The sequence below is a fragment of the Pseudomonas sp. TKO26 genome (assembly GCF_003225665.1).
Classification (GTDB): Bacteria; Pseudomonadota; Gammaproteobacteria; order Pseudomonadales; family Pseudomonadaceae; genus Aquipseudomonas; species Aquipseudomonas saponiphila.
Genome location: NZ_QKLN01000001.1, coordinates 142,531 through 168,546 on the forward strand (window position 1 = coordinate 142,531; position 26,016 = coordinate 168,546).

Below are 26,016 nucleotides of genomic sequence, written 5' to 3' on the forward strand. Positions count from 1 at the left end.
TGAGCGTGCGCGCCCAAGGGCGTCTCTGAACAGTAACAACCCTGTATCATTCGGGGGTTACCAGAGGCGCCCTGAGGGCGCGCTCGTTTTTTCTGCTTCCGATAATTTCAACAAGCGAGGAGGATCGCCATGGGCGTGACCAATCGGTTGGCCTGTTACTCCGACCCCGCCGACCACTATTCCCACCGGGTGCGCATTGTGCTGGCGGAGAAGGGTGTCAGCGCCGAGATCATCAGTGTGGAGGCGGGGCGTCAGCCGCCGAAGCTGATCGAAGTGAATCCTTACGGGAGCTTGCCAACGCTGGTTGATCGAGACCTGGCGTTGTGGGAATCGACAGTGGTGATGGAGTACCTGGATGAGCGTTACCCTCATCCGCCGTTGTTGCCGGTTTACCCTGTTGCGCGTGCCAACAGTCGTTTGCTGATGCACCGAATCCAGCGTGATTGGTGCGGGCAGGTGGATCTGATCCTGGATCCGCGGACCAAGGAGGTGGCGCGGGTGCAGGCGCGTAAGGAGTTGCGTGAAAGCCTGACCGGAGTGTCTCCGTTGTTCGCTGACAAGCCATTTTTTCTCAGTGAGGAACAAAGCCTGGTGGACTGCTGCCTACTGCCCATACTCTGGAGGTTGCCAATCCTGGGTATCGAATTGCCGCGGCAGGCCAAGCCGCTGCTTGATTATATGGACCGCCAATTTGCACGTGAGGCTTTCCAGGCAAGTCTGTCTGGCGTCGAACGTGATATGCGCTGAGGCTTAAGGAGCCGCTATGAACTCCAGTCGACCTTACCTGGTCCGCGCGCTCTATGAGTGGATTGTGGACAACGATTGCACCCCGCACCTGCTGGTCAATTCCGACTATCCAGCCGTGCAGGTGCCTCAGGGCTTTGCCAGTGATGGGCAAATTGTCCTGAATATTTCTCCCAGTGCGGTACGTCATCTGCACATGGATAACGACGCCGTGACCTTTGAAGGGCGCTTCGGCGGTGTGCCCCATAGCTTGCACGTACCGGTAGCGGCGATCCTCGGCATCTATGCGCGAGAGAATGGTCAGGGCATGGTCTTTGATCTGGAGTCGCCTCTGGATGAAGAGGATGACATTGAGCCGGATGACGATTTGCCGCCACCGGACAGTGAACCGCCGCGCCCCAGCGGTCGGCCCAGCTTGAAAGTGGTCAAGTAATAAAAAAGGCGATCCAGATGGATCGCCTTTTTTATGCCTGACGCCGTGCTGTGTCAGTCGATGTATTCGAACAGTTTGACGATTTTTTGCACACCGGAGACACCCTGGACCAGATTGGTGGCTTGTGCGGCTTCCTGTTGGGTCAGCAGGCCTAGCAGGTAGACGATGCCATTTTCGGTGACGACCTTGATCCGCGATCCGGGAATGCTGGCGTCGGTGAGCATCTGAGTCTTGATCTTGGTGGTCAGCCAGCCATCGTTCTGTCGTGCCAGAAAGCCGGAGGGTGGCAGAACCTGCAGTTCGTTATGGACCTTCTTGACTCGCTGCACTTCGCTGGCGGCCTGTTCGGCTGTTGCCTTGAGGTCGGGGCGTGGAGTCTGGCCTGCCAGCAGGACAATGCCGTTGAAGCTGGTGACGACAATGTGCGAGTTGTTTTCCAGGTCCGGGTTGGCCTTGGCAACGTTGACGGCGACTTTGGTTTCGATCAGTGAGTCGTCGATCTTGCTGCCGAAGGTGCGAGTGCCGCGATCGTCATCAATGGGTTTGTCGCGGGTGGCGGTAATCACCGAGCTGCAACCAGTGATGCCGAGGCACAAGGTCAAGGCCAGGAGGCCAAGGCGTTTAGGGGTCATTCTTCACTCCCGAACAGTTGGCTGTCGATCAAGTCGCATAGGCAGTGGATCGCCAGCAGGTGGACTTCTTGAATGCGTGCGGTGACGTTGGCTGGTACGCGAATTTCAACATCTTCAGGCAGCAGCAGGGAAGCCATGCCTCCACCATCGCGACCGGTCAATGCTACGACAATCATTTCTCGATCATGTGCGGCCTGGATGGCTTGAATGATGTTGGCCGAGTTGCCGCTGGTGGAAATCGCCAGCAATACGTCGCCAGGTTGTCCCAGGGCACGGATTTGCTTGGAAAAGACTTCGTTATAGCTGTAGTCGTTGGCGATCGAAGTGATGGTCGAGCTATCGGTGGTCAGGGCGATGGCTGGCAGGCTGGGCCGTTCACGTTCGAAGCGGTTGAGCAGTTCGGAGGAAAAGTGCTGGGCGTCGCCCGCAGAACCACCGTTGCCACAGGAGAGCATTTTGCCCTCATTGAGCAGGGCGTTGACCATGACTTGGCTGGCTTGCTCGATGTGCGGTGCAAGTACGTCCATCGCCTGTTGCTTGGTGTCGATACTGGCCTGAAAAAGCTGGCGAATTCGGGATTGCATGTCCATCTGTGTGACCTTAAGTAGCGCGGCTTGGTGGCACGTGAATGTGCAGCCCGCAAAGCAAAGAGCAAAAAAGTTGGGTGAAAATGGGTGCTGCCTGATGGCTTCTTTCAGCTGTCAAAGGCATTGCGCAGCCAGTTCAGGCGGGCTTCTGCACCTGGGGCGCCGTCAATGGCGACCACATCGAAACGGCAGGGATGGTTGGACCAGCGTGATTCTTTTTGCAGAAAAATCTGCGCGGCAAGAATGAGTTTCTGACGCTTGCGCCCATCGATACTGCCCAGGGCGCCACCCCATTGCGTGTGTTGTCTGTAGCGGACTTCGACGAATACTACTGTATCGCCGTCAAGCATGACCAGATCAAGCTCGCCGCGTTTGCACAGCCAGTTCTGCGCCAGAAGGCGCAGCCCTTGCTGTTGGAGATGCCTTAACGCGTGGCTTTCGGCATCTCTTCCGCTCTGCTGGCGTGATCCTTGGAGCATCAGCGCGGCGTATCGGGCAGGCGGGTGACCTGGCCGTTGACGAACTTGGCCCATGGCAGCTGGCGCTCGATGCGCTGACCTGCGGCCATGCCCAGGCTGCCGGACTCTCCATCGATCCGGCTGTCAGGCAGGGCCTTGAGCTGGCCCAGGCGTGGTGCAAGACGGTAGGCATCGACGCCCATTGCGTATAGGCGACCTAGGCTGCCTCCGGCTTGTGGCCATTGTGCAGTGACCTGGCGCCGCAGAAGGCCGTTGGCGTCCAGCAGCCAGGGCGTTTCACAGAACATGACTCCGTTCATGTCGTTGTATTGGTTCTGATCACCACTGGCGCTGAATACGTTGGAGGTGGCGTACACCGGAACATCGCCGGCGTATTGGAAGTTCAGGGTCGGCTTGATCTGTTGTGCCTGCTGTGGCGTTGCCGCAAGGAAAATGAACTCGATGTCCTGGCGGCGTGCCGGTTGCGCGGCGACTTGAGTGCCTACGGTGCTTTGCAGGCTCTTGGCGCGACCTTCGCTTTGGCGCAGTTGGAACAGGTCGGCAATCTGCTGGGCCAGGGCGACTGGCTGATCGATGCGTTCGATGCCGATCATGCTGCCGCCGTTGGCTTCCCAATCCTGGCGGAAGGCTTTGAGTACGCGATCGCCCCATTCGCCCTTGGGGATCAGCGCGGCGGCGCGGTGCAGGCCATCGGCGCGAGCGCGACGAGAAACTTCACGGGCTTCGTCTTCGGCTGCCAGGCCAAACTGGAACAGTTGCGCGGGGCCCTGTTCGCCACCCTCGCTGTAATTCAGTGCCAGAGTAGTAATGGGCAGTTGCGGGCGCGCAGCCAGCTGTTTGACCAGAGGTTTTTCCAGCGGGCCGACTACCAGTTGCACACCGGCGGCTTGGGCCTTGCGATAGAAGTCATCCAGAGAGCTCAGGCGCGAGCTGTCGTAGAACTCGATGCTGGGTGGTTTCTGTCCGGCTTGCTGTGCTTGATAGTGAGCCGCCATGAAGCCTTCGCGCAGTGCCTTGGCTACAGAAGCCAGCGGGCCGTCCTGTGGCAGCAGCAGGGCGATCTTCGACACGGGTTGGCTGGCCAGCTCTTTGAGCTTGATCAGTGGTTGCGGCAATTGCAGGGCGGCAGGGTGTTTTGGATTCTGTGCGCGCCACTGATCAATGGCGGCCTGCTGTTGTTCCAGGGTGCCGGCACTCTTGACTGCCAGGGCCAGACTCATCCAGCCGGCCAGATCGTCATTGCCCGTTGGCTGCAGTTGGTCGGTCGGCAAGGCGGCAATCAGTGCCCAAATGGCTTCGTGGTTCTTTGCTGCGGCATCGTCTTTGAGCAAGGGGGCAATAAAGATCCGTTCCTTGGCTGCGGCCAAAGTCTGGCCGTCGGCCTCAAGGGCGCGAGCATGAACGGTTCCGGTACGAATCTGCTGTGGTGCTGGCAGCTCGCTCAGGTGCTGCAGGCTTGGATGGCTCAAGGCGGTTAAAGCCGCTTTTGGCTGATTGCGTACCATGGCCAGCTCTGCGGACAGTGTGCTGGCGAAGATTTGCTGGGCAGGTTTGAGCTGATCCAGAGGCACTTGCTGCAGAATCTGACCGGCGCGTCCGGCGTTGCCTTGGCGATATGCCATGTCTGCTGCGCTCAGGCGCAGCAGGGCGGCTTTATCCGGGCTTTTGCTGGTGGCGGCCTGTTCGAGCAATTGCTCGATGCTGGCATCCGGTGTCCGTGGAAGTTCGCCAAGGCTGGAGGAGGGCGAGCTGGCGCAAGCCACCAAAAGGGTAGCCAGGCAGAGGGCGAGAAACAGCCGCAGGCAAGCGATCATGTAAGTGTTCCTGATACTCGATCAAATGAGCGTGGAATTGTACCCAAGCGCTGGCCGGGGCGCGATGTTACTGGTGATAAACCGTCCATTTAGCTGGTGCAAATGTTGCGGGGAGGCACAAAAGCCAGCAAAGGATCAGAGTGTTGAGCGATTGTCAGGCCTATTGAGAGGGCTTCAACGCGCTACAATGGCGCTTTTGCCGATCAAGAGGTGTGCGCTTTGACTGTTCCGGGTCCTTTGAATTCCGCTGCTGGCTCGCTTTATGTGGTGGCGACGCCCATCGGTAACCTGGATGACATCAGCGCCAGGGCTCTGAAGCTGTTGCGCGAGGTGTCGCTCATTGCTGCCGAGGATACTCGGCATTCTCAGCGCCTGATGCAGCACTTCGGTATTGCCACGCCTCTGGCGGCTTGTCATGAGCATAATGAGCGTGACGAGGGCAGTCGTTTCATCACCCGTCTACTTGCTGGGGACGATGTTGCGCTGATCTCCGATGCGGGCACGCCGTTGATTTCCGATCCGGGTTATCACTTGGTGCGTCAGGCACGGGCGGCAGGTATCAATGTGGTTCCGGTGCCCGGGGCGTGTGCTTTGATCGCGGCCTTGTCGGCTGCAGGTCTGCCATCTGACCGGTTTATCTTCGAAGGTTTTCTACCGGCCAAGGCGGTTGGTCGGCGTGGGCGTCTGGAGTCGGTCAAGGAAGAGCCGCGGACGTTGATTTTCTATGAGGCTCCGCATCGGATTCTTGAGTGTCTGCAGGATATGGAGGCGGTATTCGGTGGCGATCGGCCTGCGTTGTTGGCTCGGGAGTTGACCAAGACTTTCGAGACTCTCAAGGGCTTACCGCTTTCTGAGTTGCGTCAGTTCGTTGAGTCCGACAGCAATCAGCAGCGCGGCGAGTGCGTGGTGCTGGTCGCAGGATGGACGGCGCCGCAAGGTGATGAGGCGATCAGTGCTGAGTCGATGCGCGTGCTTGACCTGCTCCTCAAGGAAATGCCTCTCAAGAGGGCAGCGGCGCTGGCGGCCGAGATTACTGGTGAGCGCAAGAACGTGCTGTATCAGGTCGCCTTGAGTAAGCAGAAAGAACAATAAATGGCATGCCAGGGTGGCCAATGGCTTTTAGCGCTTGTTCTCGGGCCGCTCTGCCGTTAACCTGCGCGGCGGAGAGTCGATTGGACAGTCGCTGCCCTCTATGAAAATTAGAGGGGGGAGGAAAGTCCGGGCTCCATAGGGCGGAGTGCCAGGTAATGCCTGGGGGGCGTGAGCCTACGGAAAGTGCCACAGAAAATAACCGCCTAAGCACTTCGGTGCCGGTAAGGGTGAAAAGGTGCGGTAAGAGCGCACCGCACGTCTGGTAACAGTTCGTGGCTAGGTAAACCCCACTCGGAGCAAGACCAAATAGGGTTCCAAGGCGTGGCCCGCGCTGGAACCGGGTAGGTTGCTAAAGATGTCCAGTGATGGCCATCGTAGAGGAATGACTGTCCTCGACAGAACCCGGCTTACAGATCGACTCTCCACCTTTTCCCTCCCTGCTTGAATCAATAGCAGAAGCGTTTTTGTAATACCGAAAAAATCTTACTCTTAATAAATCACTTTAACTTCGCAGTGCAGCTTATTGAGCCGTCTGAAGTTGATGCTCTGGAATGCCCCTCGAATTCTCGTTACCTCTCCTCTTAGTGTCCTAAATCTCCGTTCTATAAGGCTTTTCCGTCGCTGCGCGCCTTGACGGTGGTGTGGGCGCATTCCTATAGTGTGCGCAAGTGGCGGAAAGTGGCATGAAGTGGGTTTTATGAGCGCAAAACGCTAAAATTTGGAGAAACGCTGACGTGTTTCGCGGAGCCAACGCTATCAGTCTCGATGCAAAAGGCCGTCTCGCCATGCCGAGCCGGTATCGTGACGAGCTCGTTTCGCGAAGTTCGGGACAGTTAATCGTCACGATCGATGCTGTTGATCCTTGTTTGTGTGTTTACCCTCTCGACGAGTGGGAGCTGATAGAAACCAAACTGCGCGCGCTGCCTTCGCTGCGCGAAGAGAACCGTCGTTTGCAGCGTTTGCTGATTGGTAATGCCGTCGACCTTGAACTCGATGGCAGTGGTCGTTTTCTGGTGCCGCCGCGCCTGCGTGAGTATGCCAAGTTGGATAAACGCGCAATGTTGGTGGGCCAGCTGAACAAGTTCCAACTGTGGGACGAGGATGCCTGGAATGCTGTTTCCGCAGCGGACCTGGCGGCTATTCAACAACCGGGCGCCATGCCTGACGAACTGCGTGATTTGATCCTGTGACTATTGATAGCGGCTTTAACCACATCACCGTGCTGCTTGACGAAGCCGTCGAGGCTCTCGCCGTGCGGCCTGATGGCTGCTATTTGGATGGCACCTTCGGCCGTGGTGGGCATAGCCGGCTGATTCTCAGCAAGCTCGGGGCGCAGGGGCGGCTCCTCGGATTCGACAAAGACCCCCAAGCGATTGCCACCGGGCAAGCGCTAGCGGCCGAAGACGGCCGCTTTGTCGTTGTGCAGCGCAGTTTTGCCGAGCTGGGTTCGGAAGTCGCCGAGCGCGGATTGGCCGGTAAGGTCAGTGGCGTGCTGCTCGACCTGGGCGTGTCGTCACCTCAGTTGGATGATCCAGAGCGCGGCTTCAGTTTTCTCAATGACGGCCCCCTGGACATGCGTATGGATCCGACTCGTGGCATCAGCGCCGCTGAGTTCATCGCCACCGCGCCAGTGGAAGAAATTGCCCGCGTATTCAAGGAATACGGCGAAGAGCGCTTTTCCGGTCGTATGGCGCGGGCAGTGGTCGAGCGTCGTGAAATCCAGCCTTTCGAACGCACTGCCGATCTGGCTGAAGTACTCAAGGTGGCCAACCCGGCCTGGGAAAAGGGCAAGAACCCGGCGACCCGGGCTTTCCAGGGCTTGCGCATTCATGTGAACAACGAACTGGGCGATCTGGAGGCGGGCCTGGAAGCCGCGCTGGACGCCCTGGAAGTGGGTGGCCGTCTGGTGGTCATCAGTTTCCACTCCCTGGAAGATCGCATCGTCAAGTTGTTCATGCGGCGCCTGGTGAAAGGCGAGTCTGACAATCTGCCGCGTAACCTGCCGGTGCGTTTCGAAGCCTTCGTGCCGAAAATCAAGATCCATGGCAAAGCGCAGTTCGCCTCCGAGGCCGAACTCAAGGCCAACCCGCGCGCACGTAGTGCCGTCATGCGTGTGGCGGAGAAGCTTCGGTGAGCAAGCTCTTCGCCAAGCCGCTTCCTGGCGGAAGCTTTTTCATGCTGCTGCTATTCGTAGGGGTGCTGGTGTCCGCGATCGCGGTTTCCTACAGCGCCCACTGGAACCGTTTGCTGCTCAACACGCTGTACGGCGAATTGAGTGTGCGCGACAAGGCTCAGGCTGAATGGGGTCGGTTGATCCTTGAGCAAAGCACCTGGACCGCTCATAGCCGGATTGAAGTACTGGCCACCGAGCAGTTGAAGATGCACATCCCAGGTGCGGCCGAAGTTCGAATGGTGGCGCCATGAAGCTTGAAGGCGCGCTCTATCCCTGGCGTTTTCGCGTGGTGCTGGGTTTGCTGGCGGTCATGGTGTCGGCGATCGGCTGGCGCATCATCGATCTGCAGGTGGTCGATCGTGACTTCCTCAAAGGGCAGGGCGATGCCCGCAGTGTTCGACATATCCCTATTCCCGCGCACCGTGGCTTGATCACCGATCGCAATGGCGAGCCTCTGGCGGTGAGTACGCCAGTGACTACCCTATGGGCCAACGCCAAGGAAATGCAGGTGGCCAAGGATCGTTGGCCAGCACTGGCCATGGCTCTCGGCCAGGACCCCAAGGCGCTGACCGAGCGTCTCGAAGCCCAGGCCAACAAAGAATTCATCTACCTGGTTCGGGGGCTCACTCCGGAGCAGGGGCAGGCTGTGCTCGACCTCAAGGTGCCGGGTGTCTATGGCATCGAGGAATTCCGTCGCTTCTATCCCGCCGGCGAAGTCACTGCGCACATGGTGGGCTTTACCGACATTGACGATCGTGGACGCGAGGGCGTCGAGCTGGCCTATGACGAATGGCTCGCCGGTGTTCCCGGCAAGCGTCAGGTGATCAAGGACCGGCGTGGCAGATTGATCAAGGATGTCCAGGTCACCAAGAACGCCAAGGCCGGCAAGCCCTTGGCGTTGTCGATTGACCTGCGCCTGCAGTATCTGGCCAACCGTGAGTTGCGCAATGCCATCGTCGAGAACGGTGCCAAGGCCGGTAGCCTGGTGATCATGGACGTGAAGTCCGGCGAGATCCTCGCCATGGTCAACCAGCCGACCTATAACCCGAACAACCGTCGCAACCTACAGCCGGCAATGATGCGCAATCGCGCGATGATCGACGTGTTCGAGCCCGGCTCGACCATGAAGGCGATCTCCATGAGCGCTGCTCTGGAAACCGGGCGCTGGAAGCCCAGCGATACCGTCGAGGTTTATCCGGGCACCTTGCAGTTGGGCAAGTACACCATTCGTGACGTATCCAAGACCGAAGGGCCGGTACTCGATCTGACCGGGATTCTGATCAATTCCAGTAACGTGGGCATGAGCAAGATCGCCTTCGACATTGGCGGCGAGACTATTTTCCGCCTGGCGCAGAAAATCGGTCTGGGCCAGGACACCGGGCTCGGTTTCCCTGGTGAGCGTGTCGGCAACCTGCCCAACTACCGGGAGTGGCGCAAGGCTGAGACTGCGACTTTGTCCTATGGCTACGGTATTTCCGTGACTGCGATCCAGTTGGTCCATGCGTTCTCCGCATTGGCCAACAATGGGCGTATTGCTCCCCTGACTCTGATCAAATCCGACAAGGCACCGCAAACCACCCAGGTGATTCCGGAAAACGTCGCCAAAACCATGCAGGGCATGCTGCAGCAGGTGATCGAGGCGCCGCGCGGGGTGTTCCGTGCCCAGGTCCCGGCTTACCACGTGGCCGGCAAGAGTGGTACTGCGCGCAAGACTTCGGTGGGCACCAAGGGCTACGCCGAGAACTCCTATCGCTCGCTGTTTGCCGGCTTTGGCCCGATGAGTGATCCGCGCTACGCCATCGTGGTGGTGATCGATGAACCGAGCAAGGCTGGCTACTTCGGTGGCCTGGTATCGGCACCGGTGTTCAGCAAAGTGATGTCCGGCACCCTGCGCTTGATGAACATCACTCCGGATAACCTGCCGACCACGCAACAGGCCAACGCGGCTCCTGCCACCCCAGTACGAGCCAATGGAGGGCGCGGCTGATGTCTCTTAGCCTGAACAAGATTTTTGCCCACGCCGGTCGCGATCTGCTGATCCGTGAGCTGACCCTGGACAGCCGCTGCGTGCGCGCTGGTGATCTGTTCCTGGCCGTACCTGGCGCCAAGTTCGATGGCCGAGCGCACATTGCCGATGCATTGCAGCGCGGTGCTGCCGCTGTGGCCTACGAGGTGGAAGGGGCTACCGTTTTGCCGCTGACCGATGTACCGCTGATTCCGGTCAAAGGCCTGGCAGCCCAGCTGTCGGACATTGCCGGACGTTTCTACGGTGATCCAAGCCGCCAGTTGAATCTGGTGGGCGTGACCGGTACCAACGGCAAGACCAGTGTCACCCAGTTGGTGGCTCAGGCGCTGGACCTGCTGGGGCAGCGTTGCGGCCTGGTGGGCACCTTGGGCACAGGATTCTACGGTGCGCTGGAAAGCGGTTTGCACACCACGCCGAACCCTATCGCTGTGCAGGCAACTCTGGCCGATCTGAAGAACGCCGGTGCCAAGGCCGTGGCGATGGAAGTCTCGTCCCATGGCCTGGATCAGGGGCGCGTGGCGGCCCTGGCATTCGACGTGGCGGTGCTGACCAATCTGTCCCGAGATCATCTGGACTATCACGGAACCATGCATGCCTATGGCGCAGCCAAGGCCAAGCTGTTCAATTGGACCGACCTGCGTTGCCGGGTGATCAATCTCGACGACGAGTTCGGCCGGCAACTGGCTGCCGACAAGCACGAATCGCGGTTGATTACCTACAGCCTGGAAGATTCCTCTGCTTATCTGTACTGCCGTGAAGCGAACTTTGACGATGACGGCGTGCGCGCAACACTGGTGACTCCACAGGGTGAACACCACCTGCGCAGCGCGCTGCTGGGGCGCTTCAACCTGAGCAATGTGCTGGCAGCAGTAGGCGCCTTGCTGGGCCTGGAGTATGCCCTGGACGAAATCCTCGCCGTCTTGCCCAAGCTGGAAGGTCCCGCCGGACGCATGCAGCGCCTGGGAGGAGGCAACCAGCCGCTGGTGGTGGTGGATTACGCCCATACCCCGGATGCCCTGGAAAAAGTACTCCTGGCCCTGCGTCCTCACGCCAAGGGGCGCCTGCTGTGCCTGTTCGGCTGTGGGGGTGACCGCGACCGCGGCAAACGTCCGTTGATGGCCGAAGTAGTCGAGCGCTTGGCCGACGGCGTGCTGGTGACCGATGACAATCCGCGCAGCGAAGACCCGGCGCAGATCTTCGATGACATCCGCGCTGGCTTCAGCGCGGCGGACAAGGTCGACTTTGTCCCCGGTCGCGGCCTGGCCATCGCCCGTCTGATCGCTGCCGCCGCAGCGGACGATGTGGTGGTGCTGGCGGGCAAGGGGCATGAGGATTATCAGGAGATCAATGGCCAGCGCCATGATTTCTCCGATCTTGCCGAAGCCGACAAGGCTCTGACCGCATGGGAGGTGGCACATGCTTAAAGCCCTGCTGCTCAGTGAAGTCTTGGCTCCGCTGGACGCCCGCCTGATCGCGGGCGATGCGCGTTTTAATGGCGTTAGCATTGATAGCCGGGCCATTCAGGCTGGACAGTTGTTCGTGGCCCTGACCGGTCCGCGTTTCGACGGCCACGATTACTTGAATGAAGTGGCGGCCAAGGGCGCGGTAGCTGCGTTGGTTGAGCGTGAAGTTCCCGACAGCACCCTGCCGCAGTTGCTGGTCAAGGACACACGCCTGGCCCTGGGACAACTGGGTGCTCTGAATCGCGGTGCCTTTACCCGGCCGGTGGCAGCGGTGACCGGTTCCAGCGGCAAGACGACGGTCAAGGAAATGCTCGCCAGCATCCTGCGCACCCGCGGTCCGGTGTTGGCTACCCGAGGCAATCTCAATAATGACCTGGGCGCCCCTCTGACCCTGCTGGAACTGGCGCCTGAGCACAGCGCTGCGGTGATCGAGCTTGGCGCATCGCGTATTGGCGAGATCGCCTACACCGTGGCCATGACCCGTCCCCATGTGGCGATTATCAGCAATGCCGGCACTGCACACGTTGGCGAGTTTGGTGGACCGGAAAAGATTGTCGAGGCCAAGGGCGAGATTCTCGAGGGGCTTGATAGCGCCGGGATTGCTGTCCTCAATCTGGATGACAAGGCATTCCCGATCTGGAAGGCTCGCGCTGCCGGGCGACAAGTTCTGAGTTTTGCCCTGAACGATAGCGCTGCGGATTTCCATGCCTCCGATATAGGCCGCGATGCCCGGGGCTGCCCGTCCTTCAAGTTGCACAGCCCCAAGGGTGTGGAGACGGTGCAATTGAACCTGTTGGGCATCCATAACGTGGCCAACGCCCTGGCCGCCGCTGCGGCCGCCCATGCCATGGGTGTGTCGCTGTTCGGAATCGCCACTGGCTTGAATGCCGTGCAACCGGTCAAGGGCCGTACCGTCGCCCAGTTGGCCAAGAATGGCATGCGGGTGATCGATGACACTTACAACGCAAACCCCACCTCAATGTGTGCCGCCGTTGATATACTCGCCGGCTTTTCCGGCCGCACCGTCCTGGTGCTCGGAGACATCGGCGAGTTGGGCGAGTGGGCGGAGCAGGGGCACCGCGAAGTGGGTGCGTATGCCGCTGGCAAGGTTTCGGCCCTCTACGCCGTGGGCCCGATGATGGCGCATGCCGTCGCCGCGTTTGGCGAGCATGCACGTCACTTCGCCAGCCAGGCTGATCTGATTGCCGCCCTGAACGTCGAGCAAGACCCCAATACCACCATTTTGATCAAGGGATCGCGCAGCGCGGTGATGGAGAACATCGTCGCGGCTTTGTGCGGCTCCCATCTTCAAGAAAAAGACGGAGTGAAACATTAATGCTGCTGCTGCTAGCGGAGTACCTGCAACAGTTCTACAAAGGCTTCGCGGTCTTTCAGTACCTGACCCTGCGCGGGATTCTCGGGGTACTGACTGCGCTGTCTTTGGCGCTGTGCCTGGGTCCGTGGATGATCCGTACGCTGCAGAACCGGCAGATCGGCCAGGCCGTGCGTAACGACGGCCCGCAGTCCCACCTGTCCAAGTCGGGTACGCCGACCATGGGTGGCGCGCTGATCCTTTCCGCGATCGGTATCAGCACCCTGCTCTGGGCCGACCTGCGCAACCACTATGTGTGGGTGGTGCTGGTGGTGACCCTGGCCTTTGGGGCCATCGGCTGGGTGGACGACTACCGCAAGGTGATCGAGAAGAATTCCCGTGGTCTGCCTAGCCGCTGGAAGTATTTCTGGCAATCGGTGTTCGGCCTTGGTGCTGCGATCTTCCTTTATATGACTGCCCAGAGCCCGGTGGAAACCACCCTGCTGATCCCGATGCTCAAGGATGTGAGCATTCCTTTGGGTGCCGGTTTCGTGGTCCTGACCTACTTCGTCATCGTCGGTTCGAGTAACGCGGTCAACCTGACCGACGGCCTTGATGGCCTGGCGATCATGCCGACCGTGATGGTCGGTGGCGCGCTGGGGATCTTCTGCTACCTCTCGGGTAACGTGAAGTTCGCCGAGTACCTGCTGATTCCTTATGTACCAGGGGCGGGCGAGCTGATTGTCTTCTGCGGCGCTTTGATTGGTGCCGGTCTGGGCTTCCTCTGGTTCAACACCTATCCGGCACAAGTCTTCATGGGCGATGTCGGCGCACTGGCGCTGGGCGCGGCCCTGGGCACCATTGCAGTGATCGTCCGTCAGGAAATCGTCCTGTTCATCATGGGCGGTGTGTTCGTGATGGAGACCCTGTCGGTGGTAATCCAGGTGGCCTCTTTCAAATTGACCGGTCGCCGGGTATTTCGCATGGCGCCGATCCATCACCACTTTGAACTCAAGGGCTGGCCCGAGCCACGGGTGATCGTCCGTTTCTGGATCATCACTGTGATTCTCGTGTTGATCGGCCTTGCCACCCTGAAGCTGAGGTAGAACGAGTGTCTCTGATCGCTTCTGACCACTTCCGCATCGTTGTCGGCCTCGGCAAGAGCGGCATGTCCCTGGTTCGCTTCCTGGCGAACCGGGGCGTTGCTTTTGCGGTGGCCGATACGCGGGAAAATCCACCTGAGCTGGCCACGTTGCGTCGTGACTATCCCCAGGTGGAAGTGCGTTGTGGCGAGCTGGATGTCGATTTCCTGTGCCGCGCCGACGAGCTCTACGTGAGCCCCGGCCTGGCCCTGGCGACTCCGGCCCTGCAGGCCGCTGCTGCCCGTGGCGTGAAATTGTCCGGTGACATCGAGCTGTTCGCGCGTAACGCGAAGGCGCCGATCGTTGCCATCAGCGGTTCCAACGCGAAAAGCACCGTGACCACTCTGGTGGGCGAGATGGCCGCCGCGGCGGGCAAACGCGTCGCTGTGGGCGGCAACCTGGGCACCCCGGCCCTGGACCTGCTCAGCGACGACGTCGAGCTGTACGTGATGGAACTGTCCAGCTTCCAGTTGGAAACCACCGATCAGCTGGGCGCCGAAGTGGCCACTGTGCTGAACATCAGCGAAGACCATATGGACCGCTACAGCGGCCTGCCGGCCTACCACCTGGCCAAGCACCGGATCTTCCGTGGCGCGCGGCAAGTGGTGGTCAATCGTCAGGATGCCCTGACCCGGCCGCTGCTCAGCGAGAATCTGCCGTGCTGGAGCTTCGGTCTGGGCAAGCCGGACTTCAAGGGCTTCGGCCTGCGGGAAGAGAACGGCGAGAAGTACCTGGCCTTTGAATTCCAGAATCTGCTGCCGGTGCGCGAACTGAAGATCCGTGGCGCCCACAACCAGTCCAACGCTCTCGCGGCCCTGGCCCTGGGTCATGCCGTGGGCTTGCCGTTCGACGCCATGCTGTCGGCCCTGCGCGCATTTGCCGGCCTTGAGCACCGTTGCCAGTGGGTGCGGGATGTGGATGGCGTGGGGTATTACAACGACTCCAAGGCCACCAACGTCGGCGCTGCATTGGCTGCCATCGAAGGCCTGGGGGCCGACATCGACGGCAAGATCGTGCTGATCGCTGGTGGTGATGGCAAGGGTGCTGAATTCAAGGACCTGCGTGATCCGGTGGCGGCCAACTGCCGCGCGGTGATCCTGATGGGCCGCGACTCCGACAAGATCGGCGCTGCCATCGGGGATGCCGTGCCGCTGATTCGTGCCAGCTCGCTGGTGGAGGCGGTAACGCAATGCCGCGCTGTCGCACAGCCAGGCGACGTGGTGCTGTTGTCGCCCGCCTGCGCCAGTTTCGACATGTTCAAGAATTACGAAGACCGTGGTCACCAGTTCGTCCGTGTCGTGGAGGAGCTGGCATGAACCTGAGAAACATCATCAAGCCTTATCCGTCTCCGCTGATCACCGGGCGCGGTATCGACCTCGATTTCCCGATGCTCGCCGGCTGTCTGACCCTGCTGGGCCTGGGGCTGGTGATGATTGCCTCGGCGTCCACCGAAGTGGCGGCGGCGCAGTCGGGCAGTGCCCTGTACTACATGATTCGCCACCTGATCTACATCGTGCTGGGGCTGGGGGCGTGCATCGTCACCATGATGATTCCGATTGCCACCTGGCAGCGTCTGGGCTGGATGATGCTGATCGGGGCCTTCGGTCTGCTGGTGATGGTGATCGTTCCGGGGATCGGCCGCGAAGTGAACGGTTCGATGCGCTGGATCGGCTTCAGCTTCTTCAACGTCCAGCCTTCGGAGATCGCCAAGGTATTTGTGGTGATCTACCTCGCCGGCTACCTGGTGCGACGGCAGAAGGAAGTGCGTGAGAGCTGGATGGGCTTCTTCAAGCCGTTCATCGTGCTGCTGCCGATGGCCGGACTGTTGCTGATGGAGCCGGACTTCGGCGCCACCGTGGTCATGATGGGCGCCGCTGCGGCCATGCTGTTCCTGGGCGGTGTCGGACTGTTCCGCTTTTCCCTGATGGTGGTCCTGGCGGTGGCGGCGGTGGTCCTGCTGATTCAGATGCAGCCTTATCGAATGGCGCGTCTGACCAACTTTGCCGACCCCTGGGCCGACCAGTTCGGTGCCGGTTATCAATTGTCCCAGGCGCTGATCGCCTTTGGTCGCGGTGAGTGGCTGGGCGTCGGCCTGGGCAACAGTGTGCAGAAACAGTTCTACCTGCCGGAAGCCCACACCGACTTCGTGTTCTCGGTCCTGGCCGAAGAACTGGGTGCCGTGGGTTCCCTGTGCACCGTGGCGCTGTTCGTATTCGTCTGTATTCGTGGCATGTACATCGGCCTGTGGGCCGAGAAAGCCAAGCAGTTTTTTGCCGCCTATGTGGCTTATGGCCTGTCGTTCCTGTGGATCGGCCAGTTCCTGATCAATATCGGCGTGAACGTCGGCCTGTTGCCGACCAAGGGCCTGACCCTGCCGTTTCTCAGTTATGGCGGTAGCTCGTTGGTGATCTGCTGCGCCTGTCTCGGCCTGCTGTTGCGCATCGAGTGGGAGAGCAGGACTCACTTGGGCAGCGAAGAGATGGAGTTCAGTGAAAGTGACTTTGCCGAGGAGCCGCTCCATGGGCGCTAACGTGCTGATCATGGCCGGCGGCACCGGTGGCCACGTGTTCCCGGCGCTGGCCTGTGCCCGCGAGTTCCAGGCCCGTGGCTACAGCGTGCACTGGCTGGGCACCCCGCGGGGAATCGAGAACGAACTGGTTCCGGCTGCGGGCTTGCCGCTGCACCTGATCAACGTCAGCGGTTTGCGCGGCAAGGGCAAGCTGTCCCTGCTCAAGGCGCCGTTCGTCCTGATCAAGGCGGTGCTTCAGGCCCGAAGGATCATTCGCCAGCTCAAGCCGGTCTGCGTGCTGGGTTTTGGCGGTTATGTGACCGGCCCTGGCGGTGTTGCCGCCAAGTTGTCCGGAGTGCCGGTCATCGTTCACGAACAGAACGCGGTTGCCGGTACCGCCAATCGGCTGCTGGTGCCTTTGGCTGCGCGAGTCTGCGAAGCTTTCCCGGACACCTTCGGGGCCTCCGGCAGCCGCCGCACCACGGGCAATCCGGTACGCACCGAACTGTTCCTCGAAACACCGCGCGAGGCCCTGGCCGGACGCAAGGCGCGTTTACTGATCCTGGGCGGAAGCCTGGGGGCAGAGCCGTTGAACAAATTACTGCCGGAAGCCCTGGCACAGGTCGCCCCCGAGCTGCGCCCGGAGGTGTTCCACCAGGCCGGTAAAAACCACGATGAAGTCACTGCAGAGCGCTATCGCGCCGCCGGCGTCGACGCGCAGGTGCAGCCCTTTATCAAAGACATGGCCCAAGCCTATGGCTGGGCCGACCTGGTGGTCTGTCGCGCAGGTGCGCTGACTGTCAGCGAACTGGCCGCCGCCGGTCTGCCCTCGATGCTGGTGCCGCTGCCCCATGCGATCGACGATCACCAGACCCGCAACGCCGAATATTTGGCTCGTGAAGGCGCCGCTTTCCTGATGCCGCAAAGAACGACTGGTGCAGCGGACCTTGCCGCTCGCCTGACAGAGGTTTTGATGCAACCAGAACGACTCGACAACATGGCTCAGGCCGCCCGCCGCCTGGCCAAGCCCGGCGCCACCCACGATGTAGTGAACATCTGCCTGGAGGTGGCCCATGGTTGAGAATCAGAAAGCCATGCCGCAGCCGGAAATGCGCCGTATCCGCCGTATCCACTTCGTCGGTATCGGTGGCGTGGGCATGTGCGGGATCGCAGAAGTGCTGCTCAACCTGGGTTACCAAGTCTCGGGTTCCGATCTCAAGGCGTCGCCGGTCACCGAGCGCCTGGAATCCTTTGGTGCGCAGATTTTCATTGGCCACCGCGCCGAGAACGCCGCGAACGCCGATGTGCTGGTGGTTTCCAGCGCCGTGAACACCTCCAACCCGGAAGTCGCCACTGCGCTGGAACGACGCATTCCGGTGGTGCCGCGGGCGGAAATGCTCGCCGAGCTGATGCGCTACCGTCACGGCGTTGCCGTGGCCGGCACCCACGGCAAGACCACCACCACCAGCCTGCTGGCCTCGGTGTTCGCCGCCGGCGGCCTGGACCCGACTTTCGTCATTGGTGGCCGGTTGAATGCCGCGGGCACCAATGCCCAACTGGGCACCAGCCGTTACCTGATTGCCGAAGCCGACGAAAGCGATGCCAGCTTCCTGCACCTGCAGCCGCTGGTGGCGGTGGTCACCAATATCGACGCCGATCATATGGCGACCTACGACGGTGACTTCAACAAACTGAAGAAAACCTTCGTCGATTTCCTGCACAACCTGCCGTTCTACGGGCTGGCGGTGATGTGCCTGGACGATCCGGTGGTGCGCGATATCCTGCCGCTGGTCAAGCGTCCTACCGTGACCTATGGCTTCAGCGAAGAAGCCGACGTGCGCGCGATCAATGTACGTCAGCAGGGCATGCAGACCTTCTTCACCGTGCTGCGTCGCGACCGCGAACCGCTGGATGTCTCGGTGAACATGCCGGGCAACCACAACGTGCTCAACTCCCTGGCGACCATCTGCATCGCCACTGACGAAGGCATCAGCGACGAAGCCATTGTCCAGGGCCTGTCGGGCTTCCAGGGCGTGGGCCGGCGCTTCCAGGTCTACGGCGAACTGCCGGTGGAAGGCGGCAACGTGATGTTGGTGGACGACTATGGCCACCACCCGACCGAAGTTGCTGCGGTAATCAAGGCCGTGCGTGGCGGCTGGCCGGAACGCCGTCTGGTGATGGTCTACCAGCCACACCGCTTCAGCCGTACCCGCGATCTGTATGACGACTTCGTACAAGTGCTGGCCGATGCCAACGTCCTGCTGTTGATGGAGGTCTACCCGGCCGGTGAAGAGCCGATCCCGGGGGCGGACAGTCGTCAGCTGTGCCATAGCATTCGCCAGCGTGGCCAGCTGGACCCGATCTACATCGAACGTGGCGTCGACCTGGCGCCGCTGGTCAAGCCGTTGCTGCGCGCTGGTGACATCCTGCTGTGTCAGGGTGCCGGCGATATCGGTGGCCTGGCGCCAAAACTGCTCAACAGCCCGCTGTTCGCTGGTGCTGTGCCTGCTGGCAAGGGAGCGCTGAAATGACCGCTGCCTACGCCAAGCTGTTTTCCACCGTGGCGCCGAGCGATTTCGGTCGCGTTGCGGTGCTGTATGGCGGCAAGAGCGCCGAGCGCGAAGTGTCGCTGAAGTCCGGCAAGGCCGTGCTCGAAGCCCTGCAGAGTGGGGGCGTCGATGCATTCGGTATCGACGTTGGCGACGATCTGCTGCAGCGCCTCTTGAGCGAGAAGATCGATCGCGCCTTCATCATTCTTCATGGTCGCGGCGGTGAAGACGGCAGCATGCAGGGCCTGCTGGAGTGCCTGGGCATTCCTTATACCGGCAGCGGCATCCTCGCTTCGGCCCTGGCCATGGACAAGCTGCGCACCAAGCAGGTGTGGCACAGCCTGGGTATTCCGACGCCGCGCCACGCGGTACTTGGCTCCGAGGCCGACTGTATTTCCGCGGTGGCGGAACTGGGCCTGCCTTTGATCGTCAAACCGGCTCATGAAGGCTCCAGTATCGGTATGGCCAAGGTGACGTCCGCGTCTGAGTTGATCGACGCATGGAAGGCGGCCAGTACCTACGATTCGCAAGTGTTGGTCGAACAATGGATCCAGGGTCCGGAGTTCACCATCGCGACCCTGCGTGGTCAGGTGCTGCCACCGATCGCCTTGGGCACTCCTCACACGTTTTACGACTACGACGCCAAGTACCTGGCTTCCGATACCCAGTACCGGATTCCATGCGGCCTCGATAGCACCAAGGAACAGGAACTGATGGACCTCACGGCGAAAGCCTGTGAGGCGCTCGGTATTGCCGGTTGGGCACGTGCCGATGTGATGCAGGATGCCCAGGGGCAGTTCTGGTTCCTGGAAGTGAACACCGCTCCAGGCATGACCGATCACAGTCTGGTGCCGATGGCCGCCCGTGCGGCCGGTCTGGATTTCCAGCAGCTGGTATTGGCCATCCTGGCAGCCAGTCTTGAGGCGAGAGGTTAAGTCCATGCAAGGCGCGTCGCTTCGTCATCAGCAACCCGCACCCGGCCGCAAGCCGGTGCCGCGGGGTGCCAGCCGGATGGTGGCCAAAGAGCCGATGTCGGTGCGCCTGCCGAAAGCCAACTTCGGCTTTCTGAAAAGCCTGTTCTGGCCGGTGCTGCTGGTGGCGCTGGGGTTTGGCACCTATGAAGGTGCCCAGCGCTTGCTGCCATATGCCGACCGACCGATCACCAAGATCGCGGTGCAGGGGGACTTGAGCTACATCAGCCAGCAGGCGGTGCAGCAGCGGATCGCGCCCTATGTCGCGGCGAGCTTCTTCACCATCGACCTGGCGAGCATGCGCACCGAGCTGGAACAGATGCCCTGGATCGCTCACGCCGAAGTACGTCGGGTGTGGCCGGACCAGGTTGTGATTCGCCTGGAAGAACAACTGCCGGTGGCCCGCTGGGGCGACGAGGCGCTGTTGAACAACCAGGGCCAGGCCTTCACCCCGCGTGAGCTGGCGAACTACGAACACTTGCCGCAGTTGTTCGGGCCGCAGCGGGCCCAGCAGCAAGTGATGCAGCAGTATCAGGTGTTGAGCCAGATGCTGCGACCGCTGGGCTTTTCGATCGCCCGTCTGGAGCTGCGCGAGCGCGGCAGTTGGTTCCTGACCACCGGTGCCGGAAGTGCCGGTCCCGGCATCGAGTTGCTCCTGGGTCGCGATCATCTGGTGGAGAAGATGCGCCGCTTCATTGCCATTTATGAAAAAACGCTGAAAGAACAGATCACGAACATCGCGCGCATCGATCTGCGCTACGCCAACGGCCTGGCCGTGGGCTGGCGCGATCCGGCGGCACCCACGACGGCGCAACCTGCCGTCGCGAAGAATTAAGAAGAGGCAGGACCATGGCAAATGTGCAAAGCGGCAAAATGATCGTCGGCCTGGATATCGGCACCTCCAAGGTGGTGGCGCTGGTGGGCGAAGTCGCGGCCGATGGCTCGCTGGAAATCGTCGGCATCGGCACCCATCCTTCCCGCGGCCTGAAGAAGGGCGTGGTGGTGAATATCGAGTCCACCGTGCAGTCGATCCAGCGCGCGGTGGAAGAGGCGCAACTGATGGCGGGCTGCCGTATCCACTCGGCTTTCGTCGGCGTGGCGGGCAATCACATCCGCAGCCTGAACTCCCACGGCATCGTGGCGATTCGCGACCGTGAAGTGAGCTCGGCGGACCTGGAGCGGGTACTGGATGCGGCGCAGGCCGTGGCGATCCCGGCTGACCAGCGGGTCCTGCACACCCTGCCGCAGGATTACGTGATCGATAACCAGGAAGGCGTGCGTGAGCCTTTGGGCATGTCCGGCGTGCGCCTGGAAGCCAAGGTGCACGTGGTCACCTGCGCGGTGAATGCCGCGCAGAACATCGAGAAGTGCGTGCGCCGCTGCGGTCTGGAAATCGACGACATCATCCTTGAGCAACTGGCTTCGGCCTATTCGGTACTCACCGACGATGAGAAAGAGCTGGGCGTGTGCCTGGTGGACATCGGCGGCGGCACCACCGACATGGCGATCTTCACCGAAGGCGCGATCCGTCACACCGCGGTGATCCCGATTGCCGGCGACCAGGTGACCAACGACATCGCCATGGCCCTGCGCACGCCGACCCAGTACGCCGAAGAGATCAAGATCCGTTACGCCTGCGCCCTGGCCAAGCTGGCCGGTGCCGGCGAGACCATCAAGGTGCCAAGCGTTGGCGACCGTCCGCCGCGCGAGCTGTCGCGCCAGGCCCTGGCCGAAGTGGTCGAGCCGCGTTACGACGAACTCTTCACCCTGATCCAGGCCGAGCTGCGTCGCAGTGGCTACGAAGACCTGATCCCGGCGGGCATCGTGCTCACCGGTGGCACCTCGAAGATGGAAGGCGCTGTTGAATTGGCCGAGGAAATTTTCCACATGCCGGTTCGCCTGGGCGTGCCCCACAGTGTCAAGGGCCTGTCCGACGTGGTGCGCAACCCGATCTATTCCACCGGTGTCGGCCTGCTGCTGTACGGACTGCAGAAACAGTCCGACGGCATCTCGTTCTCCGGCATCGGCAGCCGCGACAGCTACAGCAGCGACGAACCCAAGGCTGCCTTGCTCGACCGCATCAAGAGCTGGGTGCAGGGCAACTTCTGAGAAGCAGTTTCAGGCGACAAGTTTCAAGTGACAAGCAGTAAACGCAGTAGGCAGTAGGCGAAAAACTAGAGAAATGAAAGGAGAGGGAAAATGTTCGAACTCGTAGACAACATCCCGCAGAGTCCGGTAATCAAGGTTATCGGTGTTGGCGGTGGCGGCGGCAACGCGGTCAATCACATGGTCAAGAGCAACATTGAAGGCGTCGAGTTCATCTGCGCCAACACTGACGCTCAAGCGCTGAAAAACATCGGCGCGCGGACCATCCTGCAACTGGGTACCGGTGTGACCAAGGGCCTGGGTGCGGGTGCCAATCCGGAAGTCGGCCGTCAAGCCGCTCTGGAAGACCGCGAGCGCATCGCCGAAGTATTGGCGGGCACCAACATGGTGTTCATCACCACTGGCATGGGCGGCGGTACCGGTACCGGTGCGGCGCCAATCATTGCTGAAGTGGCCAAGGAAATGGGCATCCTCACCGTCGCGGTGGTGACCCGTCCGTTCCCGTTCGAAGGCCGCAAGCGCATGCAGATCGCCGATGAGGGCATCCGCGCGCTGAGCGAAAGCGTCGACTCGTTGATCACCATCCCCAACGAGAAGCTGCTGACCATCCTCGGCAAGGACGCCAGCCTGCTGTCGGCTTTCGCCAAGGCTGACGACGTGTTGGCCGGTGCCGTTCGCGGTATCTCCGACATCATCAAGCGTCCGGGCATGATCAACGTCGACTTCGCCGACGTACGTACCGTGATGAGCGAAATGGGCATGGCGATGATGGGCACTGGCTGCGCCAGCGGTCCTAACCGTGCGCGTGAAGCCACTGAAGCGGCGATCCGCAACCCGCTGCTGGAAGACGTGAACCTGGAAGGTGCGCGCGGCATCCTGGTGAACATCACCGCCGGTCCTGACCTGTCCCTGGGTGAGTACTCCGACGTGGGTAGCATCATCGAAGCCTTCGCTTCCGAACACGCCATGGTCAAGGTCGGTACCGTTATCGATCCGGACATGCGTGACGAGCTGCATGTAACCGTAGTGGCCACCGGCCTGGGCGCGAAAATCGAGAAGCCGGTAAAGGTCATCGACAACACCGTTCAGACTTCCATGTCCGCACAGTCGCAAGCGCCAGCCCCTGCTCGTCAGGAACTGCCGTCGGTGAACTACCGTGACCTGGATCGTCCGACTGTCATGCGCAATCAGGCGCAGTCGAACGCGGCGACCGCGGCGAAGCTGAATCCGCAAGATGATCTGGATTACCTGGACATCCCGGCATTCCTGCGTCGTCAGGCCGATTGATGGAATGTATCAGGGGTATTAGGGTGATTGGTGTTCAGCAAAGGCATGGTCTGCTATTATCGCCAGCCTTTGTTGATACCAGTTCGCAATTTGCGCTGAAGCGGCCCAAGCCATGATTAAACAACGCACCCTGAAGAATATTATCCGTGCCACAGGTGTAGGCCTGCATTCCGGGGAGAAGGTATACCTGACCCTCAAGCCTGCGCCTGTCGACACCGGCATTGTGTTTTGTCGTGCCGACCTGGACCCTGTGGTGCAGATTCCTGCTCGCGCAGAAAATGTTGGCGAAACCACGATGTCGACCACTCTGGTCAACGGTGACGTCAAAGTGGACACGGTGGAGCACTTGCTCTCGGCCATGGCTGGCCTGGGCATCGATAACGCCTACGTCGAGCTCTCCGCGTCCGAAGTCCCGATCATGGATGGTAGCGCCGGACCCTTCGTATTCCTGATTCAATCTGCTGGCCTCGAAGAACAGGACGCAGCTAAAAAGTTCATCCGCATCCTTCGTGAAGTGACCGTGGAAGACGGCGACAAGCGCGCCACTTTCGTGCCTTTCGATGGTTTTAAAGTGAGCTTCGAGATCGATTTCGATCACCCGGTTTTCCGTGACCGCACCCAGAGTGCAAGCGTGGACTTCTCCAGCACTTCGTTTGTAAAAGAAGTCAGCCGCGCCCGTACCTTTGGTTTCATGAGTGACATCGAGTACCTGCGCAAGCACAACCTCGCACTCGGCGGCAGCGTGGAAAACGCCATTGTGGTCGATTCGGATGGCGTACTGAATGAAGACGGCCTTCGTTACGAAGACGAATTCGTCAAGCACAAGATCCTGGATGCAATTGGTGACCTCTACCTGCTGGGCAATAGCCTGATAGGCGAGTTCAAAGGCTTCAAGTCGGGCCACGCACTGAACAACCAGCTACTGCGCAAGTTGATTGAGCAGAAAGATGCCTGGGAAGTCGTGACCTTCGAAGACGCCAGTACTGCACCGATCTCTTACATGCGTCCGGTCGCGGCCGTGTAAGTACTCTCTCTTTCCTTTTGTTTTTGAAGGCCATCCCCCCGGATGGCCTTTTTTTATGCCTGAGATTTCAGGCGCTGCGCGGGTAGCCGCTGTAGGACATGTTGGAAACCACCCGATTGCGACCGCTGTGCTTGGCCTGATACAGCGCCTTGTCGGCGTCGCTCACCCATTGTTCCAGAGCGATATCGGGATGGCCTGACCAGGTGTTGATGCCAATGCTCACGGTCAGTGGCGTGGCCTGCTCGCTGACGGCCGGCAAGGCGGCGATGCTGGCGCGGATCTTCTCCGCCAGGACTGCGGCGCCGGCACTGTCGGTCCCCGGCAGGACGACCGCAAACTCCTCGCCGCCAAAGCGTGCCGCCAGGTCCGACGGCCGCCCGACGCACGCATCCATGCATTGCGCCACCGCACGCAGGGCCTGGTCTCCCAGCGGATGGCCGAAGCGGTCGTTGAAGGATTTGAAGTGATCGACGTCGATCATCAATAGCGACAACGGCAGATGGGTGCGTCGGGCCCGTGCCCATTCGTTGCTCAGCACCTGATCCAGGGTACGGCGATTGGCCACGCCGGTGAGGGCGTCGACGGCCGCCAGGCGCGCCAGCGCCTGTTCGGCGTTCTGTCGGCGCCGCAGTTCGCGACACAGTTGCCAGGTCAGCCAGAACAGAGCGATGCACAGCCCCCCAGTGGCGCCGCTGATCAGCAGCGCGGTGCGTTGCCAGGCAGCGAAGACCTCGTCTATGGACAGCGCGACAATCACGATCAGCGGCAGATCGCCGACCTGGGAAAAGGTGTACAGGCGTTGCATCTGATCAACACTGGAAACGCTTATGAAGCTGCCATTGCCTTCGCGCAGGATGCGCACGAAGTTGGGACGATTGCTGAAGCTCTTGCCAATCAGGTCGTCCGCCAGGGGCGGCTGTTGGGCCAGCAGTACTCCATCGCGACTGATCAGATTGATCGAGCCGTTGCGCCCGATATCCAGATTCTTGAACAGCTCGTTGAAGTAGCTCAGGCGCATGGCCGCTTCGGCCACTCCGATGAACTGGCCATGCTCATCGCTGAGCCGCCGGCTGAAGCTGATTCGCCAATCGTGATCGGCGCCGCGGGCACGGAATGGCGGACTGATCATCATGCCCGGGTCCGGATTGTCGATGTGCGATCGAAAGTACTCGCGATCGGCGTAGTTGCCTGTGCGTGGCACGACCGAGGCCGAGTCGGCCAGCACGTCGCCATGCTTGTCCAGCAGCAGGATATCGCCCTTGTAGGGCGCTGCCGTGGCCCGATCGAACAGTGCCAGATGACGGATGGAAGCCGAAACATTCTTGAGGTCGTCGCGTTGCGTGGCGTCGATCAGGCCCTTGACTGACAGGTCGTAGAGCTCGACGTTGCGCAACACGTCGGCATCGATCAGCTGCACGATGTTGTTCGCGGCACGGGTCGCCGCCTGCTTGGCAGCCGCGTGTTCGCGGATCAACAGGTAGGTGACGATGCTGAGAATGGCCACGACGATCAGCGAGCTGGCCAGGACCACCAGGCGTTCCGTCTTTGACGCGATTTTCCCTGTGCGAGGGGGCGCACTGCTCACGTTCATGATTTTGATTTCTGCTACGTCGACAGGTGTCAGTCTAGTGTGGACGTGGGCTACAGAAATCGGTCACGCCGTCGCGCTTGTA

General features: G+C 60.7%; 24 protein-coding genes and 1 other RNA gene. 20 read left to right on the top strand and 5 right to left on the bottom strand.

The annotated features are described in order from the left end of the window. The first annotated feature begins 129 nt into the window (after positions 1-129). Both DNK59_RS00730 and DNK59_RS00735 read left to right on the top strand, forming a co-directional pair. The gene (locus tag DNK59_RS00730; protein ID WP_110721973.1) at positions 130-747 is read left to right on the top strand and encodes a glutathione S-transferase N-terminal domain-containing protein; all 618 of its coding nucleotides are present in this window, start codon (positions 130-132) and stop codon (positions 745-747) included. A gap of 16 nt (positions 748-763) precedes the next feature. Continuing rightward, positions 764-1,177 carry a ClpXP protease specificity-enhancing factor gene (locus DNK59_RS00735; protein ID WP_060840973.1) on the top strand — a complete coding sequence of 138 codons (414 nt, stop codon included), beginning with the start codon at positions 764-766 and terminating at the stop codon, positions 1,175-1,177. A gap of 53 nt (positions 1,178-1,230) precedes the next feature. Here DNK59_RS00735 and DNK59_RS00740 read toward each other — a convergent pair whose 3' ends face one another. From DNK59_RS00740 to DNK59_RS00755, 4 genes are all read right to left on the bottom strand, one after another. Next, positions 1,231-1,809, bottom strand: a complete 579-nt coding sequence (locus DNK59_RS00740) for a BON domain-containing protein (protein ID WP_110721974.1) — start codon at positions 1,807-1,809, stop codon at positions 1,231-1,233. Beyond that, on the bottom strand, positions 1,806-2,399 hold the full coding sequence (locus DNK59_RS00745) for a phosphoheptose isomerase (RefSeq protein ID WP_007928463.1): 594 nt from the start codon (positions 2,397-2,399) through the stop codon (positions 1,806-1,808). The genes DNK59_RS00740 and DNK59_RS00745 overlap by 4 nt, the downstream gene beginning before the upstream one ends. A 104-nt stretch (positions 2,400-2,503) precedes the next feature. After that, positions 2,504-2,875, bottom strand: coding sequence for a YraN family protein (locus DNK59_RS00750; protein ID WP_110721975.1), 372 nt, complete (start codon positions 2,873-2,875; stop codon positions 2,504-2,506). Next, positions 2,875-4,689 carry a penicillin-binding protein activator gene (locus tag DNK59_RS00755; protein ID WP_110721976.1) on the bottom strand — a complete coding sequence of 605 codons (1,815 nt, stop codon included), beginning with the start codon at positions 4,687-4,689 and terminating at the stop codon, positions 2,875-2,877. The genes DNK59_RS00750 and DNK59_RS00755 overlap by 1 nt, the downstream gene beginning before the upstream one ends. A 237-nt stretch (positions 4,690-4,926) precedes the next feature. Here DNK59_RS00755 and rsmI point away from each other — a divergent pair, with 237 nt between their 5' ends. The 18 genes from rsmI (at position 4,927) to lpxC (ending at position 24,343) form a co-directional block, all read left to right on the top strand. Then, on the top strand, positions 4,927-5,781 hold the full coding sequence (rsmI, locus tag DNK59_RS00760; protein ID WP_177431195.1) for a 16S rRNA (cytidine(1402)-2'-O)-methyltransferase: 855 nt from the start codon (positions 4,927-4,929) through the stop codon (positions 5,779-5,781). A 72-nt stretch (positions 5,782-5,853) separates the two neighbouring features. Next, positions 5,854-6,207, top strand: an RNA gene (rnpB, locus tag DNK59_RS00765) — RNase P RNA component class A. A 308-nt stretch (positions 6,208-6,515) separates the two neighbouring features. Next, on the top strand, positions 6,516-6,971 hold the full coding sequence (mraZ, locus tag DNK59_RS00770; RefSeq protein ID WP_011063319.1) for a division/cell wall cluster transcriptional repressor MraZ: 456 nt from the start codon (positions 6,516-6,518) through the stop codon (positions 6,969-6,971). Further along, positions 6,968-7,915: a 16S rRNA (cytosine(1402)-N(4))-methyltransferase RsmH gene (rsmH, locus tag DNK59_RS00775; RefSeq protein WP_047306014.1), complete on the top strand. Its 948-nt coding sequence runs from the start codon at positions 6,968-6,970 to the stop codon at positions 7,913-7,915. The genes mraZ and rsmH overlap by 4 nt, the downstream gene beginning before the upstream one ends. After that, positions 7,912-8,205: a cell division protein FtsL gene (ftsL, locus tag DNK59_RS00780; protein ID WP_016966657.1), complete on the top strand. Its 294-nt coding sequence runs from the start codon at positions 7,912-7,914 to the stop codon at positions 8,203-8,205. Before rsmH ends, ftsL begins: the two co-directional genes overlap by 4 nt. Next, the gene (locus DNK59_RS00785; protein WP_092310509.1) at positions 8,202-9,941 is read left to right on the top strand and encodes a penicillin-binding protein 2; all 1,740 of its coding nucleotides are present in this window, start codon (positions 8,202-8,204) and stop codon (positions 9,939-9,941) included. Before ftsL ends, DNK59_RS00785 begins: the two co-directional genes overlap by 4 nt. Continuing rightward, complete coding sequence (locus DNK59_RS00790) at positions 9,941-11,404, top strand: UDP-N-acetylmuramoyl-L-alanyl-D-glutamate--2,6-diaminopimelate ligase (protein WP_110721977.1); 1,464 nt, start codon at positions 9,941-9,943, stop codon at positions 11,402-11,404. The genes DNK59_RS00785 and DNK59_RS00790 overlap by 1 nt, the downstream gene beginning before the upstream one ends. Further along, complete coding sequence (gene murF / locus DNK59_RS00795; protein ID WP_110721978.1) at positions 11,397-12,779, top strand: UDP-N-acetylmuramoyl-tripeptide--D-alanyl-D-alanine ligase; 1,383 nt, start codon at positions 11,397-11,399, stop codon at positions 12,777-12,779. The genes DNK59_RS00790 and murF overlap by 8 nt, the downstream gene beginning before the upstream one ends. Next, positions 12,779-13,861: a phospho-N-acetylmuramoyl-pentapeptide-transferase gene (mraY, locus tag DNK59_RS00800; RefSeq protein WP_110721979.1), complete on the top strand. Its 1,083-nt coding sequence runs from the start codon at positions 12,779-12,781 to the stop codon at positions 13,859-13,861. The genes murF and mraY overlap by 1 nt, the downstream gene beginning before the upstream one ends. Positions 13,862-13,866: 5 nt before the next feature. Next, positions 13,867-15,213 carry a UDP-N-acetylmuramoyl-L-alanine--D-glutamate ligase gene (gene murD, locus DNK59_RS00805; RefSeq protein WP_110721980.1) on the top strand — a complete coding sequence of 449 codons (1,347 nt, stop codon included), beginning with the start codon at positions 13,867-13,869 and terminating at the stop codon, positions 15,211-15,213. After that, positions 15,210-16,427 carry a putative lipid II flippase FtsW gene (gene ftsW / locus DNK59_RS00810; protein ID WP_092310524.1) on the top strand — a complete coding sequence of 406 codons (1,218 nt, stop codon included), beginning with the start codon at positions 15,210-15,212 and terminating at the stop codon, positions 16,425-16,427. Before murD ends, ftsW begins: the two co-directional genes overlap by 4 nt. Then, positions 16,417-17,487 (top strand): undecaprenyldiphospho-muramoylpentapeptide beta-N-acetylglucosaminyltransferase, encoded by a 1,071-nt coding sequence (murG, locus tag DNK59_RS00815; protein ID WP_092310527.1) that lies wholly within the window; start codon positions 16,417-16,419, stop codon positions 17,485-17,487. Before ftsW ends, murG begins: the two co-directional genes overlap by 11 nt. After that, on the top strand, positions 17,480-18,937 hold the full coding sequence (gene murC, locus DNK59_RS00820) for a UDP-N-acetylmuramate--L-alanine ligase (RefSeq protein WP_110721981.1): 1,458 nt from the start codon (positions 17,480-17,482) through the stop codon (positions 18,935-18,937). The genes murG and murC overlap by 8 nt, the downstream gene beginning before the upstream one ends. Next, a complete protein-coding gene (locus DNK59_RS00825; RefSeq protein ID WP_092310533.1) occupies positions 18,934-19,890 on the top strand; it encodes a D-alanine--D-alanine ligase in 957 nt (318 codons plus the stop codon). The genes murC and DNK59_RS00825 overlap by 4 nt, the downstream gene beginning before the upstream one ends. A gap of 4 nt (positions 19,891-19,894) precedes the next feature. Further along, positions 19,895-20,761: a cell division protein FtsQ/DivIB gene (locus DNK59_RS00830; RefSeq protein WP_016966667.1), complete on the top strand. Its 867-nt coding sequence runs from the start codon at positions 19,895-19,897 to the stop codon at positions 20,759-20,761. A 14-nt stretch (positions 20,762-20,775) separates the two neighbouring features. Then, positions 20,776-22,035 (top strand): cell division protein FtsA, encoded by a 1,260-nt coding sequence (gene ftsA, locus DNK59_RS00835; RefSeq protein ID WP_011063306.1) that lies wholly within the window; start codon positions 20,776-20,778, stop codon positions 22,033-22,035. A 90-nt stretch (positions 22,036-22,125) separates the two neighbouring features. Beyond that, positions 22,126-23,319, top strand: a complete 1,194-nt coding sequence (gene ftsZ, locus DNK59_RS00840) for a cell division protein FtsZ (RefSeq protein WP_011063305.1) — start codon at positions 22,126-22,128, stop codon at positions 23,317-23,319. A gap of 112 nt (positions 23,320-23,431) precedes the next feature. Beyond that, on the top strand, positions 23,432-24,343 hold the full coding sequence (gene lpxC / locus DNK59_RS00845; protein WP_011063304.1) for a UDP-3-O-acyl-N-acetylglucosamine deacetylase: 912 nt from the start codon (positions 23,432-23,434) through the stop codon (positions 24,341-24,343). Between the two features lie 67 nt (positions 24,344-24,410). Here lpxC and DNK59_RS00850 read toward each other — a convergent pair whose 3' ends face one another. Next, on the bottom strand, positions 24,411-25,934 hold the full coding sequence (locus tag DNK59_RS00850; protein ID WP_092310536.1) for a diguanylate cyclase: 1,524 nt from the start codon (positions 25,932-25,934) through the stop codon (positions 24,411-24,413). Between the last annotated feature and the right edge of the window lie 82 nt (positions 25,935-26,016).